At 68.0% G+C, this 15,926-nt stretch carries 15 protein-coding genes and 5 tRNA genes; 8 read left to right on the top strand and 12 right to left on the bottom strand.

Annotation, left to right across the window (positions count from 1 at the left end; translation table 11 throughout):
* Positions 1-490: 490 nt before the first annotated feature.
* The gene (locus ABH935_RS20735; protein ID WP_370379561.1) at positions 491-2,542 is read left to right on the top strand and encodes an NACHT domain-containing NTPase; all 2,052 of its coding nucleotides are present in this window, start codon (positions 491-493) and stop codon (positions 2,540-2,542) included.
* Between the two features lie 38 nt (positions 2,543-2,580).
* Here ABH935_RS20735 and ABH935_RS20740 read toward each other — a convergent pair whose 3' ends face one another.
* Positions 2,581-3,351 carry a hypothetical protein gene (locus ABH935_RS20740; protein ID WP_370379562.1) on the bottom strand — a complete coding sequence of 257 codons (771 nt, stop codon included), beginning with the start codon at positions 3,349-3,351 and terminating at the stop codon, positions 2,581-2,583.
* Between the two features lie 77 nt (positions 3,352-3,428).
* Here ABH935_RS20740 and ABH935_RS20745 point away from each other — a divergent pair, with 77 nt between their 5' ends.
* The 4 genes from ABH935_RS20745 (at position 3,429) to ABH935_RS20760 (ending at position 7,546) form a co-directional block, all read left to right on the top strand.
* Positions 3,429-4,397 (top strand): hypothetical protein, encoded by a 969-nt coding sequence (locus ABH935_RS20745; RefSeq protein ID WP_370379563.1) that lies wholly within the window; start codon positions 3,429-3,431, stop codon positions 4,395-4,397.
* A 456-nt stretch (positions 4,398-4,853) separates the two neighbouring features.
* Complete coding sequence (locus ABH935_RS20750; protein ID WP_370379564.1) at positions 4,854-5,750, top strand: TRM11 family methyltransferase; 897 nt, start codon at positions 4,854-4,856, stop codon at positions 5,748-5,750.
* Positions 5,751-5,806: 56 nt separating this feature from the next.
* Positions 5,807-6,079 carry a helix-turn-helix transcriptional regulator gene (locus ABH935_RS20755; protein ID WP_370379565.1) on the top strand — a complete coding sequence of 91 codons (273 nt, stop codon included), beginning with the start codon at positions 5,807-5,809 and terminating at the stop codon, positions 6,077-6,079.
* A 63-nt stretch (positions 6,080-6,142) separates the two neighbouring features.
* Positions 6,143-7,546, top strand: coding sequence for a tyrosine-type recombinase/integrase (locus ABH935_RS20760; RefSeq protein ID WP_370379566.1), 1,404 nt, complete (start codon positions 6,143-6,145; stop codon positions 7,544-7,546).
* Between the two features lie 171 nt (positions 7,547-7,717).
* Here ABH935_RS20760 and ABH935_RS20765 read toward each other — a convergent pair.
* The 8 genes from ABH935_RS20765 to ABH935_RS20800 form a co-directional block, all read right to left on the bottom strand.
* Positions 7,718-7,791 (bottom strand) — tRNA-Ala (locus ABH935_RS20765).
* A gap of 59 nt (positions 7,792-7,850) precedes the next feature.
* Positions 7,851-8,705 carry a hypothetical protein gene (locus ABH935_RS20770; protein WP_370379567.1) on the bottom strand — a complete coding sequence of 285 codons (855 nt, stop codon included), beginning with the start codon at positions 8,703-8,705 and terminating at the stop codon, positions 7,851-7,853.
* A gap of 150 nt (positions 8,706-8,855) precedes the next feature.
* A complete protein-coding gene (locus ABH935_RS20775; RefSeq protein ID WP_370379568.1) occupies positions 8,856-9,578 on the bottom strand; it encodes a GNAT family N-acetyltransferase in 723 nt (240 codons plus the stop codon).
* 35 nt (positions 9,579-9,613) lie between these two features.
* Positions 9,614-10,084, bottom strand: a complete 471-nt coding sequence (locus tag ABH935_RS20780; RefSeq protein WP_370379569.1) for a molybdenum cofactor biosynthesis protein B — start codon at positions 10,082-10,084, stop codon at positions 9,614-9,616.
* Positions 10,085-10,206: 122 nt separating this feature from the next.
* Positions 10,207-10,280: transfer RNA gene (locus tag ABH935_RS20785), tRNA-Phe, on the bottom strand.
* Positions 10,281-10,382: 102 nt separating this feature from the next.
* Positions 10,383-10,784 carry a YccF domain-containing protein gene (locus tag ABH935_RS20790; RefSeq protein ID WP_370379570.1) on the bottom strand — a complete coding sequence of 134 codons (402 nt, stop codon included), beginning with the start codon at positions 10,782-10,784 and terminating at the stop codon, positions 10,383-10,385.
* 165 nt (positions 10,785-10,949) lie between these two features.
* Positions 10,950-11,024, bottom strand: a tRNA-Asp gene (locus ABH935_RS20795).
* 118 nt (positions 11,025-11,142) lie between these two features.
* Positions 11,143-11,215 (bottom strand) — tRNA-Glu (locus ABH935_RS20800).
* A 196-nt stretch (positions 11,216-11,411) separates the two neighbouring features.
* Here ABH935_RS20800 and ABH935_RS20805 point away from each other — a divergent pair.
* Together ABH935_RS20805 and ABH935_RS20810 are read left to right on the top strand one after the other, a co-directional pair.
* Positions 11,412-11,484: transfer RNA gene (locus ABH935_RS20805), tRNA-Lys, on the top strand.
* 193 nt (positions 11,485-11,677) lie between these two features.
* Positions 11,678-12,274 (top strand): hypothetical protein, encoded by a 597-nt coding sequence (locus ABH935_RS20810; protein WP_370379571.1) that lies wholly within the window; start codon positions 11,678-11,680, stop codon positions 12,272-12,274.
* A 46-nt stretch (positions 12,275-12,320) separates the two neighbouring features.
* On the opposite strand, the gene ABH935_RS20815 is transcribed toward ABH935_RS20810, so the two are convergent.
* A complete protein-coding gene (locus ABH935_RS20815; RefSeq protein ID WP_370379572.1) occupies positions 12,321-12,659 on the bottom strand; it encodes a hypothetical protein in 339 nt (112 codons plus the stop codon).
* Positions 12,659-13,459, bottom strand: coding sequence for a helix-turn-helix transcriptional regulator (locus tag ABH935_RS20820; protein WP_370379573.1), 801 nt, complete (start codon positions 13,457-13,459; stop codon positions 12,659-12,661). Before ABH935_RS20820 ends, ABH935_RS20815 begins: the two co-directional genes overlap by 1 nt.
* 117 nt (positions 13,460-13,576) lie before the next feature.
* Between ABH935_RS20820 and ABH935_RS20825 the strand changes: the two genes are divergently transcribed.
* Positions 13,577-14,284: an SDR family NAD(P)-dependent oxidoreductase gene (locus tag ABH935_RS20825; protein ID WP_370379574.1), complete on the top strand. Its 708-nt coding sequence runs from the start codon at positions 13,577-13,579 to the stop codon at positions 14,282-14,284.
* A 13-nt stretch (positions 14,285-14,297) separates the two neighbouring features.
* On the opposite strand, the gene ABH935_RS20830 is transcribed toward ABH935_RS20825, so the two are convergent.
* Entirely contained in the window at positions 14,298-15,914 is a 1,617-nt protein-coding gene (locus ABH935_RS20830) for an MFS transporter (protein WP_370379575.1), read from the bottom strand.
* Positions 15,915-15,926 lie beyond the last annotated feature (12 nt).

A 15,926-nucleotide genomic window follows, 5' to 3' on the forward strand; every position in this document is an offset into this window, starting at 1 on the left:
TCGATCAGGCCGAAGAAACGACTAACGAACAAATTGTTCACACGGTTAGGGCTCTCCGAATTTGAAGCTCGGAGCCGCCCGGCGCCGTGATGTACGGGCCGCTGGCGTAGTGCCCTGCCGCTAGGAGGAGACGCTTCGTACCCAACCATCGACGTCCCGGCGAGGCGGCAGCGTGCGGAGTTGACGGGGCCGGGACATCCGCGCCGCCTCGGGACCCTGACCTGCGATCGGGCGAAAGGCGCGGGATGCGCCAGCGAAACGGTGCCTTGCATGTGCCTGGAGGCCCGACACAAGACAATCACGCCTGAGACGTGACGGTGTACCTCACCGCGATCCTGCCGTCCAGCGCATGACCTGTCGCGGACTAACACGCCCTCCACGCCTTCGCATCGGCGACAACACCATGGCGGCCTCCCTCGCACGATTCGTCGACGCGCGACCTCGGGCACGCACCCTCGACGCCCGTCGGCCCGGACGGTTAGATGAGCCTATGGTAAGCAGGATCCTGCGAAGCATCCACCACCTGGTGTGGGTCCCGGTCGCGGTCTTTGTGATCTTCGCGTTCGCGGAGTGGGGTCCCGACAGCCTCAAGACGTACTCCTCCCTGCTGACCAGTCTCGTCGCGGTAGTGCCATATCGGGACACCATCAAGAAGTGGTTCAACCAAGACTCCGCCGTAGCCGACCCGGACCAGCTCGACAGTGCGGCCGCGGTCCTGCGCAACCAGGTGAAGGTGCAATGTGCGGAGGACGTGGGGCTTCTGCATCTGCGTGAGCCACAGAACATCATGACCGTGCCCTGGGAAGCGGTGAACAACAACTTGACCAGCACCGATCCGCGCACCGTGACGGCGTTGGTTGATTCGTTTGCGCGGGAAGCAAGAAGGCTGATCGTCGAGGGTCCTGCGGGAAGCGGGAAGACATCGTTGAGCCACATGATCGCCGCACGGCTGTCACAGGATGACGAGCGACCGCCGATTCCGATCCGGTTCAGGCTGTCGGCCTGGCGACCCAGGCCATCCGGCGCTGTGAACCAAGACAGCTTCCTCAGGTGGCTGAAGCACAGGATCCGCGAGGAGAACGATTACCTGGGCAATCCAAAATACGGTATTGGCGTGGTGGAGACACTGCTGAAGGAAGGCCGGATCGTCGTCATCCTGGACGGCTTGGACGAACTCCCCGCAGAACGTGCACGGGTGGTGATCGACTCCCTCGAGGAAAGGCCGGAATTCGCCGACCGCTACGTCCTCACATCTCGTCCGGACCAGCTACGAGCCGCGCTCAGGGGTCGGAACCTCCCGAACGTGGAGCGGATCCGATTGCTTCCGATGGACGGCAACACCGCAGGTTCCTACATCGAGGCGCAGTCGGCCGACGACACGGAGAATTTGTCGGCCTGGAACCGCGTCGAGCATGCGATTCGCCGGCAACCGGACAGCCCCCTGACGCTGACGCTATCCAACCCGCTGATGGCGCGGCTCGCCATCGACGCCTACCGCGGCATGGAGACGAGCCCGGACGAGCTGCTGGACACCGCCAGGTTCCCGGACCGCGCCACGATTGAGCGCCATCTCCTGGAGCGCACGCTGCAGGCCGCGTACGTTCCAGATCACTCCAAATACAACACTGGCAAGCCGAAGATCGGCTGGCCCATTGAAGACGCGCTGCACTACCACCGGCGCATCGCACGGCATATGGCGGACAGCGACATCAATGAGCTGAGTTGGTGGAAGCTGCACGAGATCGTTCCCCGCAAAGTTCTGGTCCTCACGCCGATGATCGTCGGCGCCCTGCTGTGTATGCCGCTGGGGACCCTGCTCTTCGGCGTGTACGGCCACCCCGCCCTTGGCGTCGCGCTCGGCGCGGCCGCGGGGCTGGTCGGCGGCTCGATCGTCGGGACGCTGCCGGTGGAGCCACCGCGGCGCTTCGCGCTGGCCGCCGTCCGCTTCTCGGATTTGACCAGCCGCGGCGCGTTCGCGCGCAACCTGGGATTCGCCCTGGTGGGCGTGATCAACGGCGGGGTGCTGGTCGGGCTGCTGTATCCACCCCTGGCCGCCGCTGGCGCGGCTCTGGTGTTCGGCCTCGTGTTCGGGCTCGCCCGCCTGGCCACGACCCCGATCGAGCCCAAAGAGCCGGCGACACCCATCGGCACAATGGTCCAAGACCGCCGCGCAGTGCTGATCGGCGCCGGCTGGGGTGCGGCCGCCGGGGCAGTGGTCGGCGGCATCGGCGCGCCGACGTTCACGCCCCGGGTGCATATGGCCGTCCACCTAGCAAAGCCTGGGCTGGGACTGCTCGGCGCCGGCCTCGGCGTGCTGCTGGCCGGGGCTGGGTTGGGCCTCATGCTCTACAGCACCAGCGCATGGGGCAGCCTGACCACAGTGCGCTTGTGGCTCGCTCTGCGCCGCTTCACCCCGTTGCGGCTGATGACCTTCCTCCATGACGCACACGAGGTGGAGATCATGCGCGTCTCAGGCAGGCACTACCAATACCGACACCTGCTGGTGCAAGAGCTGCTTGCCGAACAGGCCAGGGCCGAATGACCAGGATGTCGGACCGCCGGGTCCGGCCGTACGCCCGGTTACCAGCTCGGCACGACCGCCGACACCGCGGGTGTCCCCAGTGTCCAGAACGTCTCCCTCGCCGGCCAGTTCCGGCCTCTCCAGCCGATCGCGGGCCTCGCGTGATAGCAGGCGTCGGGGAAGACGACGACAGCGTGCACCAGCCGCGCGGCCGTGGTCCGCAGCGAAAGCTCGTCCAGATCGGACCAGGCCTCTTCCACGAGCCGCGTGCCACCGTCCCCACCGTCGTAGCAGAACTCGATAACGACGCGGGACCCCGCACGCCCGGACCGGCGCTCGGCGGCCTGCCGCGCCGTCAAAGCCCGGACGTCGTCCGGCTTGGTGAGGTCATATGCCGCCGCATCCCAGACCGTGACCATGCCCGAAGCCGGCGACGGCACGACGGTGAACCGGATGATCTCGAAGGCGGTCCGACGCAGGGCCTCGGTGCGGGTCAACAGCCATCGCTCTTGGAAACGTCTCTGCCGCCGCTCGGCCCGGGCCAGCGCGGCCGCACGGATCGCCACCACGCCCACCGTTACCCCCGCAACGGCGTAGATCCACGGCCGCACCACGCCGACCATCGCGAACCGGCCGACTGCCACTACGGTGAACAGCACGGCACCAGTGCGCACGGTCAATCGGTGGGCCTCGGCGAAGGCGGGTGTCCGCAATCCTGTCAGCGCCGCGCGCACCAGCGCGGCCAGACCGTGCTCCGGCGCCAGCGGGATAGGCAGATCGGGACGCAACCGGTCGGGGAAAGGTCCGGAGGACTCGGGGATCGCGTTCACGTGAGTCCTCCTTCAACGCCTCGCACAGCCCACTCACTTCCCGGATACCCGGCCCGTCGCCGTGGAGAACGGGTCTGATGTGCGTGCGCTCATACCGAATCGACGCCGTGCGCTGTGTTCCGTCACCACAGGCTCTGGCCGCCCTGTCAGTCTACGTAATCCGTGACATTCCGCGCCTGGCACGGGCGTTCGAGCGGGTAGTCGACCCCCTGCTCGACCACAGGCTTTCCGACCCCGGGTTTCGCAAACACGTCAGGTCCCGGCTGCTGGCGACCGGGCTGAAGGTGGGCCTGGCGATGTGGGGCTACGCCGGCGCGGCCGACGTCTGCTTCGACCTCGAACTCACCATGCTCGGTGGTGCCTTCACCAGGCTTTACGACGACTTGATGGACGACACGCACCGTCCCGGCTTCGACCGCCGCTTCGCCACGGGTGTCCCGGACGAGGACTCGGAACTGGAAGCACTGCTGATCGCCCTGCTGCTGACGATCGCCCGCCACCTGAACCGGACGAACGACGATCCGGTGTTCGCAATGGTCTGGCGCGTGCACGAATGGCAGGTCAGATCGCTACGACAGCGACAAGGAGATATCGAGGACGCCGAGGTCGCTGCGATCACCCTGGGCAAAGGCGGATGGGGTGTCGCGACACTGTGCGCGCTGCTTCGCCCGGGGATGCTGGAGGAAGAGCAGGCAGTAATCGTCCGGCTGGGCGGACTCCTCCAACTGCTCGACGACCACTACGACTTATCCTTCGACCTCGCTCACGCAACGTCGACTACGGCGACGCGGAGGCTCTATTCCTTCGGCGATCTGGTCAACGAAGCGGCCGCCGTGCGCCGTGAACTGCGGTCACACTACGCCCCCGGCCGCGACCGGCGATTGGCCGCTGTGATGGCCGCGATGCTGGTGATCGTGCCCAGCCTGCGGATCCGTGAACGCCTGGCCAAGCACCCGCCGGCCTCGCGCCGCGCGTCGGGCCTGCAATACAGCCCCAGAATGCTGTTCCTGCGCCGCGCACACCCGATCGACGTTCAGGGCCGGTGAATCAACGTGCCCCTAGTAGGGCCCCTGGGTGGCAGACGTGCGCATAGACGATTCCGTCTGTGCGGGGGTGGGGTACCGCAGGCGTCCGCGGGACGAGCAGTCTGAACGTTCCGCCCAGTCCCCGATTCACGGGCTTAGGCCAAGTTACGGTTCGACTGCGCCAAGCCCTTCGTTCTTAAGCCCGCGCCCGACATACCGGTTCACAAAAGGCCGGGCCTGCCGGGACTGTGAAACGCTTCAGCCAACGCGGCAGCCCGATATCAGTGTCCCTATATCAGGTACTGATTCAGCGCTCCCCGCGGCGGAGCCGCCGACAACAGCAACCCAACGGTAGCGCGGCACGAGGGGTCACGCTTTATGCGGTGACCCGAAACGCCCGTATTTCCGGCCCATGTGGTTGACCTGCATCGCAACCGGCCGAAAGTGATGCACCGCTCAACTGTGTGGGAGACCGCCTTGACGATCCAGCCCGCCCTGCCGTTCTCCGAACTCGATCCGCTTACCGCCGATCTGCCGCTGTCGGTGTGGGTCACCGGTCAGCAGGACTCCAGGACCCAGCGCCGCGGACGCTACATCCCAGCTTCCATGGCGCATCCCGGCAAGATGCTGCCGGCCATCGCCCGGCACGCCATCGAGCACTACACCAAGCCCGACGACCTTGTCATCGACCCGATGTGCGGAATCGGTACCACGCTCGTCGAGGCGATCCACCTCGGTCGGGACGCGATCGGTGTGGAGTACGAGCAGCGCTGGGCGAACCTGGCGCTGGCCAACATCGACCACGCCGCAGACCAGGGCGCCACCGGCGGCGCGACCGCGATCCGTGGCGACGCCCGGCACATCGACGAACTCGTCTCGAAGGACGTGCTCGGCCGGGCCTCGCTGGTGCTGACCTCGCCGCCGTACGGCGACTCGCTGCACGGGCAGGTGCGCACCACCCGCGATTCCGGCCGTCCGAACGTCGAGAAATACGACAACCACTACAGCCGCGACCCTGGCAATCTCGCCCACCGCAGCCTCGAAGAGCTGATGGAGGGCTTCACCGAGATCCTCACCGGCTGCCGCAAGCTGCTCAAGCCCGGCGGGTTCCTGGCGATGACGGTGCGGCCGATCCGGCGGTGCGGCGTGCTCGTCGACATTCCGACACTCGCACTCGCGGCGGCGGCCGACGCCGGGTTCACTCCCTGGGAGCGGTGCGTCGCACTGCTCGTGCGCATCGGTGAGAACGCGCTGACCGCGCGGGCGTCCTTCTTCCAACAGGTCAATACCGCCAATGCCCGCAAGAACGGGCAGCCTCTGCACCTCCCGGCCCATGAGGACGCGCTGATTCTGCGCTCTATGCCGCTGGCCTGAACTTCTTTAATCAAAGCCTTGATCTAGGTGGCGCGACCGAGCGTCACTGGGAACCAATGCCCGTCCCTGAGAACGAACAGGACATCCGCGTGAACCAGAACGACACTGACCAGGTCAGCTTCAGCCGCCGCCCCTCGATGACCGCCGACGAGTTGCTGAGCGTCAACGACGTCATCGCCGAGCTCGGCATCGCCCGCGCCACCTTCTACCGGTGGCGTGCGATCCGCAAGGGCCCTGAGGCCCTGCGCCTTCCCAACGGCACGATCCGCGTCCGCCGGTCCGCGCTCGACCGCTTCCTTGCCGACTGCGCCAAGCGCGACCGCGTCTGACCATCCGAACCACCCGGCCGGGGCCGTCCTAGTACGGCCCTGGCCTACCCGGCAGGAGAAACAGTGAGCAGCACCTTCGACGTGCACATCTGGGAGATTCGCGCCTACAAGGGAACGCGGAAGACCACCTATACAGTTCGCTGGAAAGTCGGCGGACGCGAGGCCAGGAAGACGTTCGACACGAAGGCTCTTGCCGAGAGCTTCCGCGCCGAACTCATCCGAGCGCAGCGCCAAGGAAGCCCCTTCGACATCGCGACCGGGCTTCCGGAGTCCCAGCTCCGAGAGCAGCGAAACCGGACGACCTGGTACCAGCACACGCTGACGTTCATCGATATGAAGTGGCCCACCCTGTCAGGCGGATCCCGGCGCACCGTCGCAGAGTCTCTGGCAACCATCACCTGCGGGCTCGTCGATGACCCCGGCGGCTACCCCGACAGCAAGCAGTTGTTCCGCGCCCTCGTCCACTGGGCATTCAACCTCCCTGCGCGGACGGCCGGAGACCCGCCAGAGGATTACGCTGCCGCGATCGCGTGGATCGAGCGCCACTCGATCCGGCTTAGCACGTTGACCGAGCCGAGGATCGCGCGTCTCGCCTACAACTGCACCCTTAAGGCAGCGGACGGTACGCCGCTGAAGCAAACCAGTGCTGCCACCAAGCGTCGTGCTCTATCCGGCGCGATCGGCTACGCCGTCGAACTCGGCCTGCTGGAATCCGACCCGTTGCAGAAGATCAAGATTCCCAAGCAACGCAAGGCCGACGCGGTCGACCGGCGCGTCGTCGTCAACCCTTCTCAGGCCCGTCTCCTGCTCGATGGCGTCTCGGCGCAGGGTGAGGCTGGGAGAAGACTCGTCGCGTTCTTCGCGACCATCTACTTCGCGGGGCTGCGCCCGGGTGAGGTGATTGCCCTCCGTCGAGACGACCTATACCTCCCAGACAAGGGCTGGGGTGAGCTGCGGTTCTTCGAGTCCAGCCCGTATACCGGCGCGGCGTGGACCGATAGCGGCGAGGCACAACCCCGCAAGGCCTTGAAACACCGTGCCGAGCAGGAGTGCCGGATCGTCCCAGCACACCCGGAACTCGTCAGGCACCTGCGTCAGCACCTGGAGACGTTCGCTACGACGAAGGACGGCCGGTTGTTCGTCAACGGCAAGGGCAACCCGCTCACCTACGGCACCTACAGCTACATCTGGGAGCGTGCCCGCAAGGCCGTGCTCACTGAGTCGCAGGCGGCGTCACCGCTCGCTGGACGTCCGTACGACCTCCGGCACGCTGCGGTATCCACGTGGCTCAACGCCGGCGTACCGGCAACGCAGATCGCCGAGTGGGCCGGCCACAGCGTCGAGATCTTGCTGAGCACCTACGCCAAGTGCGTCGACGGCCAGGAGGAACAGGCCCGCAAGCGAATCGAGGAGGCGCTTGGCACAAACGACGCAGACAGCGACGACACGGACCCCAGCAGCCCCTGAAACCTTCGCCGCGTATTCGCCGCGAACGACCGTAAATCATGATCGACATCAGGGCTTGATGCGACGAGGATACCTGCGGTCGATGCCGTCAGGCATGGCGCTGACCAGCAACAATGCGATTCTGTGAGACGAAAAATACCCCCGATCATAAGATCGGGGGTATTGCTCTTGTGGACCTGAGGAGATTTGAACTCCTGACCCCCTCGATGCGAACGAGGTGCGCTACCAGACTGCGCCACAGGCCCTTCAACGAGTCTGAAATCTATCACATGGGCCGACCCGTTCTGAAACCCGTTTCCCAGCGCTAGCCGTTCGCTGCCCGCCTGTACTCGTGCGGAGACTGCGCGGGCCGCCACACCGTGGATTCCGGTTCGCGCACCACCGCGTCGACGGGAGCCGCCTGGGACGCCGGCGCGGACGTCCGCTGCTCGGCCTGGCGCTGCCGCTCCCGGCGCCGTTCGGCGACCAGGGCGGCCTGGCGGCGGCGGAAGCGCTCGCGGGCACGCTGCTTCTCGTCCCGGCGGATGTAGACGACGTAGCCGGAGAACAGCGCGGCCGGGGCCAGCATGGCCCAGATGTAGTCCAGGCCCAGGAAGGTGCTCACGACGGCGCCCAGGGTCGCCAGCGTGAACAACGCGGCAACCACGCGGCGGCGGCGCATCAGGAGCACGCCGCGGCGCCGGGCGGCGGTCGCGGCCGTCGACGCCGTTGACGCCGGGGACGGCTTGGCGGCGGGCTTGGCTGCGGGCTTGGTGACCTTCGCGACCGGCTGCTGGTGCTGCGGCAGGTGCGCGGTGACGCCCTTGCGCGGCTGCGCGGCCGCAGTCGGCTTCGGCTTGAGCGCGGGCTTCTGCTTGACGCTCTCGACCGATGCCGGTGTCGGCAGGACAGCTGTCTTGCGCGGCGCGGGCTTCTCCGGCGCGCTTCCGTCTCCGGCACGCGGGCCGGGCGCTCCGTCGGTGCCGGTGGCCGCGAGCGACTCCTCGGCGAGTACCTTCTTCTCGAAGCGTTCGCTGCGGCCGAGGGTGCGGATGGCAGCGGCGTATCGCGCCTTCTCGCGCGCCTCGTTCAGCTGCTCTTCCCGACGCAGCCACACTGGGACGAGGTACACGGCCCAGGCGCCGACGATTCCCGCGTAGATGAGGCCGCTACTGCTCACAACACAGCACAGTAGAGGGGCCGACGATCATCAAGGCGCATTCTGTCGGCGTGTCGTTGAGGTTGTGACGAGACTGTTGTGACAGATGGGGCCAGTTGATCAGTCTAGGGTGTCCGCTGTTCCCCCATCAAGCACGCTCCACACCATTTGTCACCCTGCCGGAGTAGTCCCGGTGCTCGAAAGAGTGACGTGCCAGCGGGCGAGCAGCCCGTCGGGCACCTCCTCGGCGGTCAGCGCGAACGCCTCGTGGTCGCGCCAGTCGCCGTCGATGTGCAGATACGCGCGGCGCAACCCCTCGGAGCGGAAACCGAGCTTGTGGACCACGCGCAGGCTCGCCGCGTTCTCCGGCCGGATGCAGACCTCGATCCGGTGCATGCCGGCGGCCCGGAAGCAGTGGTCGACGGCCAGGGCGACGGCGGTCGGGGTGATGCCGCGGCCGGCGACGGTCTCGTCGACCCAGTAGCCGACGTTGGCCGAGCGCAGCGAGCCCCAGGTGATGCTGGAGACGGTGAGCTGGCCGACGAGGCGGTGCGCGGCCGGCGCGGCCGGTTTACCGGCCGGTTTGCCTGCGGGGTGGCGTCCGCGGCGGGAGAGCCCGGGCAGCTCGTTCTCGGCGAGCCCGGCGGCCGGCAGGTCACCGGGGTCCGGCGGCTCGGCGTAGTCGATGGCGAACGGCAGCATCCGGCCCGCCAGCGCCTCGGTGCGCAGCCGCCGCACCATCTGCCGGAAGGTGATCCGCCCGCTGGTGTCGCCGGGCGGCACCGTGGCCTCCCAGCGGGTCAGCCAGGCCCGGTTCCGCTCCTTGAGCTCGCGCCAGGCCGGAGCGTCGGACAGCGCCAGCGGACGCAGCCGCACCGGTCCGTCGCCCAGCACAGCCGGCCAGGCCGCGCCCCACCCGGCGGGCCGGTTCAGTGGTCGCCCCCGTGCAGCTGGTCGAGCGCGTGCGCCAGCACCCGCCCGAGGACGGCCATGCCGTCGCGCACGCCGCCGGGCGAGCCGGGCAGGTTGACGATGAGCGTGTTCCCCGCGACCCCGGCCGTGCCCCGCGACAACGCCGCGGTCGGCACCTTCGGCAGCCCCTCGGCGCGGATCGCCTCGGCGATCCCCGGTACCTCGTAGTCGAGCACCCGCCGCGTCATGTCCGGGGTCTGATCCGTCGGCGAGATCCCGGTCCCCCCGGTGGTGACGATCACGTCGTACCCGAGCGAGAGCATCCGCCGCAGCGCGGCCTCCACCGGAGTCCCGTCAGGGACCACCTCGGGGCCCGCGGCCGCGAACCCGAGCTCGGTCAGCCGCTCCACGATGATCGGGCCCGTGGTGTCGGCGTAGACGCCCTGCGCCGCACGGTTGGATACCGTCACGACCATCGCGCGCCGCATCGCGTTCCCCCTGTTCGGTTGAGTGTCGCCCGCCAACGGTACTCACTTTCCTCTCCATGGGAAGCTGGAAACGAAAGAACCCCGCCGGTCACCCGACGGGGTTCTGCAGTGGTACTCCGAGGTGGCCAGGGGCGGGGTCGAACCGCCGACCTTCCGATTTTCAGTCGGACGCTCGTACCAACTGAGCTACCTGGCCCTACCGCGAAAGCGCCCGGTCTCCCGGACACCTCGAACAGCATACCGGATGGCGGGGGGTGCCTCCCACCGAGTTCAGCGGACCCACCCGGCGGAAGCGCGGTCAGCGGTATCCGTACCGGTAGTCGGCCTGCTGGGTGGTGACGATCTCCTTGCCGAGCGGGGCCAGCGAGACCGGGATCAGCTTGAAGTTCGCGATGCCCAGCGGGATGCCGATGACGGTCAGACAGAGCAGGACGCCAGTGACCGCATGGCCGATGGCCAACCACAGGCCCGCGACGATGAACCAGATGACGTTCCCGATGAACGACATGGCGCCGGCGGTGGGCCTGGCGACGATGGTGCGCCCGAAGGGCCACAGGGCGTAGTTCGCGATGCGGAACGAGGCCAGCCCCCAGGGGATGGTGATGATCAGCACGCAGCAGATGATCCCAGCCACCACGTAGCCCAAGGCCATCCAGAAGCCGCAGAGCACCAGCCAGATGATGTTCAGGATGAAGCGCATGTCTCCCCGTTTCCCCTCGCGCAGGCAGTTCGAACGGTGAACGGCTGAGCCGATCATCAGGTTCCACCACATCGACGGCCTGCAGCGCAGGACGTACGGCCGCTCGGGTGGCCGCCAACAGCGGAAGGAACGCAAAAGAGCCGCCTCACGGCGGCTCTTCGTATGCGGTCCCGACGGGATTTGAACCCGCGGCCTCCACCTTGACAGGGTGGCGAGCACTCCTAGCTGCTCCACGGGACCTTGGTATGTACTTGTCTTGCGTTGCCTCACCAGTTCGGCCGATCCCCCGACCGCCCGCTAGAGCATATCGGATTACCGCCCCGGTTCATAACCACTCCCGGGCCCAACTGGTACCGCGTACCCCCAACGGGATTCGAACCCGTGTTACCGCCTTGAAAGGGCGGCGTCCTAGGCCTCTAGACGATGGGGGCTGGTCTGCCCTCAACGTCCATCCGTCCGTCGGGGACGACTTGAAGCATAGAGCACGATCAGCCCGGGAGCCAAAATGATTAGCGGGGCCCCCGCCCGCGCCCACCCGGCGAGCAAGCCGCGAGCGAACCCGTAACCGGTTCTGCTAACGACGACCGACCCGCTACCCTGGTACGCGACACACGCCAGAGCGTGTGTGGGGCGCTAGCTCAATTGGCAGAGTAGCGGGCTTTTAACCCGTGGGTTGTGGGTTCGAGTCCCACGCGCCCTACGAACATGTTTGCGGGCGTCCCCGATTCGGGGGCGCCTTTTTGCTGGTCGGGGCATCGCGGGGCGGGTCGGGGTGGGTCTTCTGGCACGACTCGGTCGAGAGATGTGCCCTGCTTCATATCGCCAGTGGGCAGGACACTGCGGACGACTCGTTCTGGTCCGGCGTCCGGCCTGCACGGCAGTATCTTGGGCGCATGGCCCGTCGCAAAGCCCGCCGCACCCCGAAGCCGGTTTCCGGTGGCCCGTCCTTCCCGCTGCGCAGTCCCGCAGAGTACCTCGCATTTGCGAAGGCGTTCCGTATCGACGGCGATGAGGACCCCGGATCGAGGGCCCAGAACTACACCGAGGCCGCCGAGTACTACGCGATGGCTGGGGAGGCGGCCACTGCGGAGGAGCTGTACCGGGCTGCGATCGACGATGGCGGCTTCGTCGCGGGGAGCGCGCACGCCTTCTTCGCCGGGTTCCTGTTGGAGCAGGAACGGGACGAGGAGGCGCTGGCGGTCGTCGAGGCGGCGCGCAAGTTGGGTTCGGACGACCCGGACATGTTCGCCTTCGTCGTCGAGGTCCTCAACCTGCACGGGCACCCCCGCGAAGCCGCGGCGTGGGCGACCCGCGGGCTGGTCGCGCTGTTCGGCGGTCTGGCTGAGATCACCGCGGACGACGTGGACGAGGAGCCGGACGGCAAGCTGCTCGCCATCGAGCGGATGCGAGCCCGTCGGGCCATGGGTATGCTCGCCGATCACATTGACGAACTTGTAGTCGTTGACGCTGGAGACGACGACGAGGCCTGATGGCCTGCAACGCGACCGTCGCGGTTTGCGCTGCTCCGTCGGCAGCTCATGTCTCGTCCGGCAGGGACTCGATCAGCTCCCTCATTTCCGGAGGGCATTTGGTCAGGACATTGTGTGCTGAGCCCTTGACCGCACGGATCGCCGCGATGACCACCGGGTCGGCTGCGCGGTCCTGCAATGCCTCGCTGAGCATGGCGAGAGGCGTGAGCAATTCGACCTGCACCGGGTCGGGCAGGGTGTCGATGTATGCGCTGTCGTCGGTGAGTACCAGGTTCACCAGGGTGGTTGCGGTTGCTCGGACAGCGTTCATGTCGAGTCCGGCGGCCTGGGTTGCGTAGGCCTCAAGGGCGTCCGGCGGAAGGCTGAGGCTGTTGTAGCTCGGCACTAAGGCACCTCCACCCGGGTCAGTTGGCTCAGGATGTGCGCGGTGGGGGTGTCGGGGTCGGGGGTGATGAACACGATCTGTTGGTCGGCGTCGGCGATGGGGATCACGTCGCAGTTCACGCGGAGCGGGCCGAGCTCGGGGTGCAGCATCGACTTGGTGCGATGGCCTGGGAGGCGGACCTGGTTGCCGGTCCATAGGGCGCGGAACTCTGGGCTGCCGGCGGTGAGTTGTGTCAGGAGGTCGTGGAGGTGCTGGCTGCGGGGGTAGCGGTCGGCGGAGGCGCGGAGGCGGGAGACGGCTATTTCGGCGAAGTCCTCGTGGCCGTCGGTGAGGACTTGGTCGCGGTCGAGGAAGCGGCGGCGGGCCAGGTTGGGGCGGGTGTCGAGGTCGCTGAAGAGGGCCTGGGCCAGGGGGTTGAAGGCCAGGACGTCGTAGGCGGCGGAGGTGACCAGGGCTGCGGTCAGGGGGAGGCGCCGGAGCAGGTCCGTCACGTGCGGTGTGACCTCGCGGGGTGGGTTCTCGGGGGAGGGCAGGTTCTGGCCGGCGAGGGTGAATAGGTGGATGCGCTCGGCCGGTTCCAGGCGGAGGGCGCCGGCTAGTGCGTCGAGGATCTGCGGGGAGGGGCGTGGGCCCCGGGCCTGCTCCAGGCGGACGTAGTAGTCCAGCGACATGTTCGCCAGGTCGGCGACCTCTTCGCGGCGCAGGCCCGGGGTGCGGCGCTGAGGTGAGGTGACGGTGGTGGGCGCGTGAAGCTGCTCTCGGCGGTCGCGTAGGAAGCGCGCTAGTTCGTCCCTGGCCATTGCTGCTCACCTCTATCCCCATCTGACTGTTGCCTGCGTGGCAGCCGTAGCTGCCATGCAGCGACCTGGTACTAATTGTCCCTGGCTGCTCCTTCGGAGGCGAGTGAGCCTGGAATCATGACTCAATTGATCGCACTGGTCACCGGCGCCAGCCAGGGGATCGGCAAGGAAATCGCCCGCCAGCTGGCCGAGGTCGGCCTCACTGTCTACGTCGGTTCCCGGACCGCCGACCGCGCCGAAGAAGCGGCGACGGACATCGGCGTGAACGCCCGGCCGCTGGTCGTGGACGTCACCGATGCGGCGAGCGTCGCTGCGGCGGCGAAGCAGATCGAAGCGCTCGACGTCCTGGTCAACAACGCCGGCGTCTCCCCCGCCGAGGGCCGTCCCGCGCAGGACGAGAACGCCGACACCTTCCGCGCCGTCTTCGACACGAACGTCTTCGGCGTCGTCACCGTCACCAACGCCTTCCTGCCCGCGCTGCGCCACGCCGCGCGTCCCCGGATCGTCAACATCTCCAGCGGCACCGGCTCGTTGGCCCTTGCGACCGGAGACATGGCGAAATACCAGGGCGCTTACGCCTCCTACCGGGCCTCGAAGACGGCACTCAATGCCCTGACCGTCCTCTATGCACAGAGCCTGGCGAGCGACGGCATCAAGGTCAACTCTCTGGCTCCCGGGCTGCGTCGCACCGGCCTCAACGCTGCGGCGGCGAACGGAGGGGACCCGTCCGAAGCCGCCGCCGCAGCGGTCCGGCTCGCGCTGTCCCCGGACGACACCATCACAGGGACCTTCATCAACTGGGACGACACCGCTCTGCCCTGGTAGGCAGCAGCGAACGTCACCGCGCCTCGGCGACGAGCTCTTCGCTCGCCGAGGCGTCGGTGCCTGAGGACTGCGGCTGCGGCTGCGTCAGCGACTCGGGCCGCCGCCGCGAGCCCGGCATGAGGATGACCACGAACACGATCGCCATCACCACCGCGCCGGCCCACATCGCCTGCTGCCAACCGCTCACGAACGACTCGCGCGCGGCGACGGTCAGCGCGCGCTCCTGCGGCCCGGCCTCGTGCGCGGCGGCGAGAGCGTTCGCGACGCCTTGGCGAGCGGTGTCGGCGACCTGGGCTGGAACCGCGTGGAGCCGCGAGCCGATGGCGCTCCGGTAGCCGGTGGTGACCAACGCGCCGAGCAGCGCGACGCCGAGCGCCGTCCCGAACTCCCGGGTCACGTCGTTCAGCGCCGAGCCGACGCCCTGCTTCTCACGCGGCAGCGAGCCCGTGATGGCCTCGGTCGCGGGCGTCATCGTCAGGCCCATGCCGAGCCCCATCGCGAGCATGCCGGGCAGGATCGACAGGTAGCCGCCGCTGACGGAAACCAGCGCGGCCATGAGCACCAGCCCGCCGCTGCTCAGCAGTATGCCGACCGCCATCGTTGCGCGACTGCCGATGCGCGGCGCCAGCCGCGGGGCCAGGCCGGAGGCGGTCATCATCAGCAGCGCCATCGGCATCAGGGCCAGCGTGGATTCCAGGCCCGACCAGCCGAGCACGGCTTGGAAGAACGGGAACAGGACCACGAAGATCCCCGCCTGCACCCCGAAGACGGCCAGCAGCGACACCGAGCCGCCGGCCAGGCCGCGCTGGCGGAACAGGCGGACGTCGAGCAGAGGAGCCGCGCTGCGCAGTTCCCAGACCACGAACATGACCCCGGCGACCACCCCGACCACCGCGCTCAGCAGCGTCGCGGTAGCGGTCCAGCCGTCGGCCGGGCCCTCGTGCAGGAAGTAGACGAGCCCGACCACCGCGACCAGCGAGGTCAGCGCGCCGACCAGGTCGAAGCGGTGCGTCGGCAGCTCGCGGGAGTTCGGCACGGACCGTAGCGTCATCGCGCCGGCCACCACGACCAGCGCGACCGGCAGTACGAACAGCCACCGCCAGCTCGCCAGGTCGACCAGGGCCGCGGACAGGAACATCCCGAGGATGCCGCCGCCTCCGGCCACGCCGGTCCACACCCCGATCGCCTTGGCGCGCTCGGCCTCGGGGAACGTCGAGGTGATGACCGCGAGCGTGACCGGCATGATCATCGCCGCCCCGACGCCGCTCAGGAAGCGGGCGCCGAGCATGACCTCCGGCGAGCCGGCCAGACCGGCCGCCGCGCTGGCCACGCCGAACGTGAGCAGGCCCGCCAGCAGCATCGGCTTGCGGCCCCGGCGGTCGCCGAGCGCGCCGAGCGGCAGCAGCAGGGCGGCCAGGGTGAGGGTGTAGATGTTGATGATCCACAGGACCTCGGTCTGCGAGGCGCCGAACGAGGCGGACAGCTCCGGCTGCGCGACGCTCAAGCCGGACACCGAGGCGATGACCGCCATGAGCGCGATGCAGACGGCGGCCAGGATCGTGCGGCGTTGGCGTGGGTCCTGAACGGCCGTATCGAGGCCGGAGGTCTGGGGGGACCGGTTGGTCGGCATGAGGCTTCCCTT

It is taken from the genome of Catenulispora sp. GAS73 (assembly GCF_041262085.1).
Lineage (GTDB): Bacteria > Actinomycetota > Actinomycetes > Streptomycetales > Catenulisporaceae > Catenulispora.

Coding starts and splice junctions, on each gene's coding strand:
- ABH935_RS20825 (WP_370379574.1), top strand. CDS start 13,577: ATGACTCAATTGATCGCACTGGTCACCGGCGCCAGCCAGGGGATCGGC.
- ABH935_RS20780 (WP_370379569.1), bottom strand. CDS start 10,084: ATGCGGCGCGCGATGGTCGTGACGGTATCCAACCGTGCGGCGCAGGGC.
- ABH935_RS20830 (WP_370379575.1), bottom strand. CDS start 15,914: ATGCCGACCAACCGGTCCCCCCAGACCTCCGGCCTCGATACGGCCGTT.
- ABH935_RS20755 (WP_370379565.1), top strand. CDS start 5,807: ATGCCCGTCCCTGAGAACGAACAGGACATCCGCGTGAACCAGAACGAC.
- ABH935_RS20790 (WP_370379570.1), bottom strand. CDS start 10,784: ATGCGCTTCATCCTGAACATCATCTGGCTGGTGCTCTGCGGCTTCTGG.
- ABH935_RS20745 (WP_370379563.1), top strand. CDS start 3,429: ATGTGCGTGCGCTCATACCGAATCGACGCCGTGCGCTGTGTTCCGTCA.
- ABH935_RS20810 (WP_370379571.1), top strand. CDS start 11,678: ATGGCCCGTCGCAAAGCCCGCCGCACCCCGAAGCCGGTTTCCGGTGGC.
- ABH935_RS20820 (WP_370379573.1), bottom strand. CDS start 13,459: ATGGCCAGGGACGAACTAGCGCGCTTCCTACGCGACCGCCGAGAGCAG.
- ABH935_RS20735 (WP_370379561.1), top strand. CDS start 491: ATGGTAAGCAGGATCCTGCGAAGCATCCACCACCTGGTGTGGGTCCCG.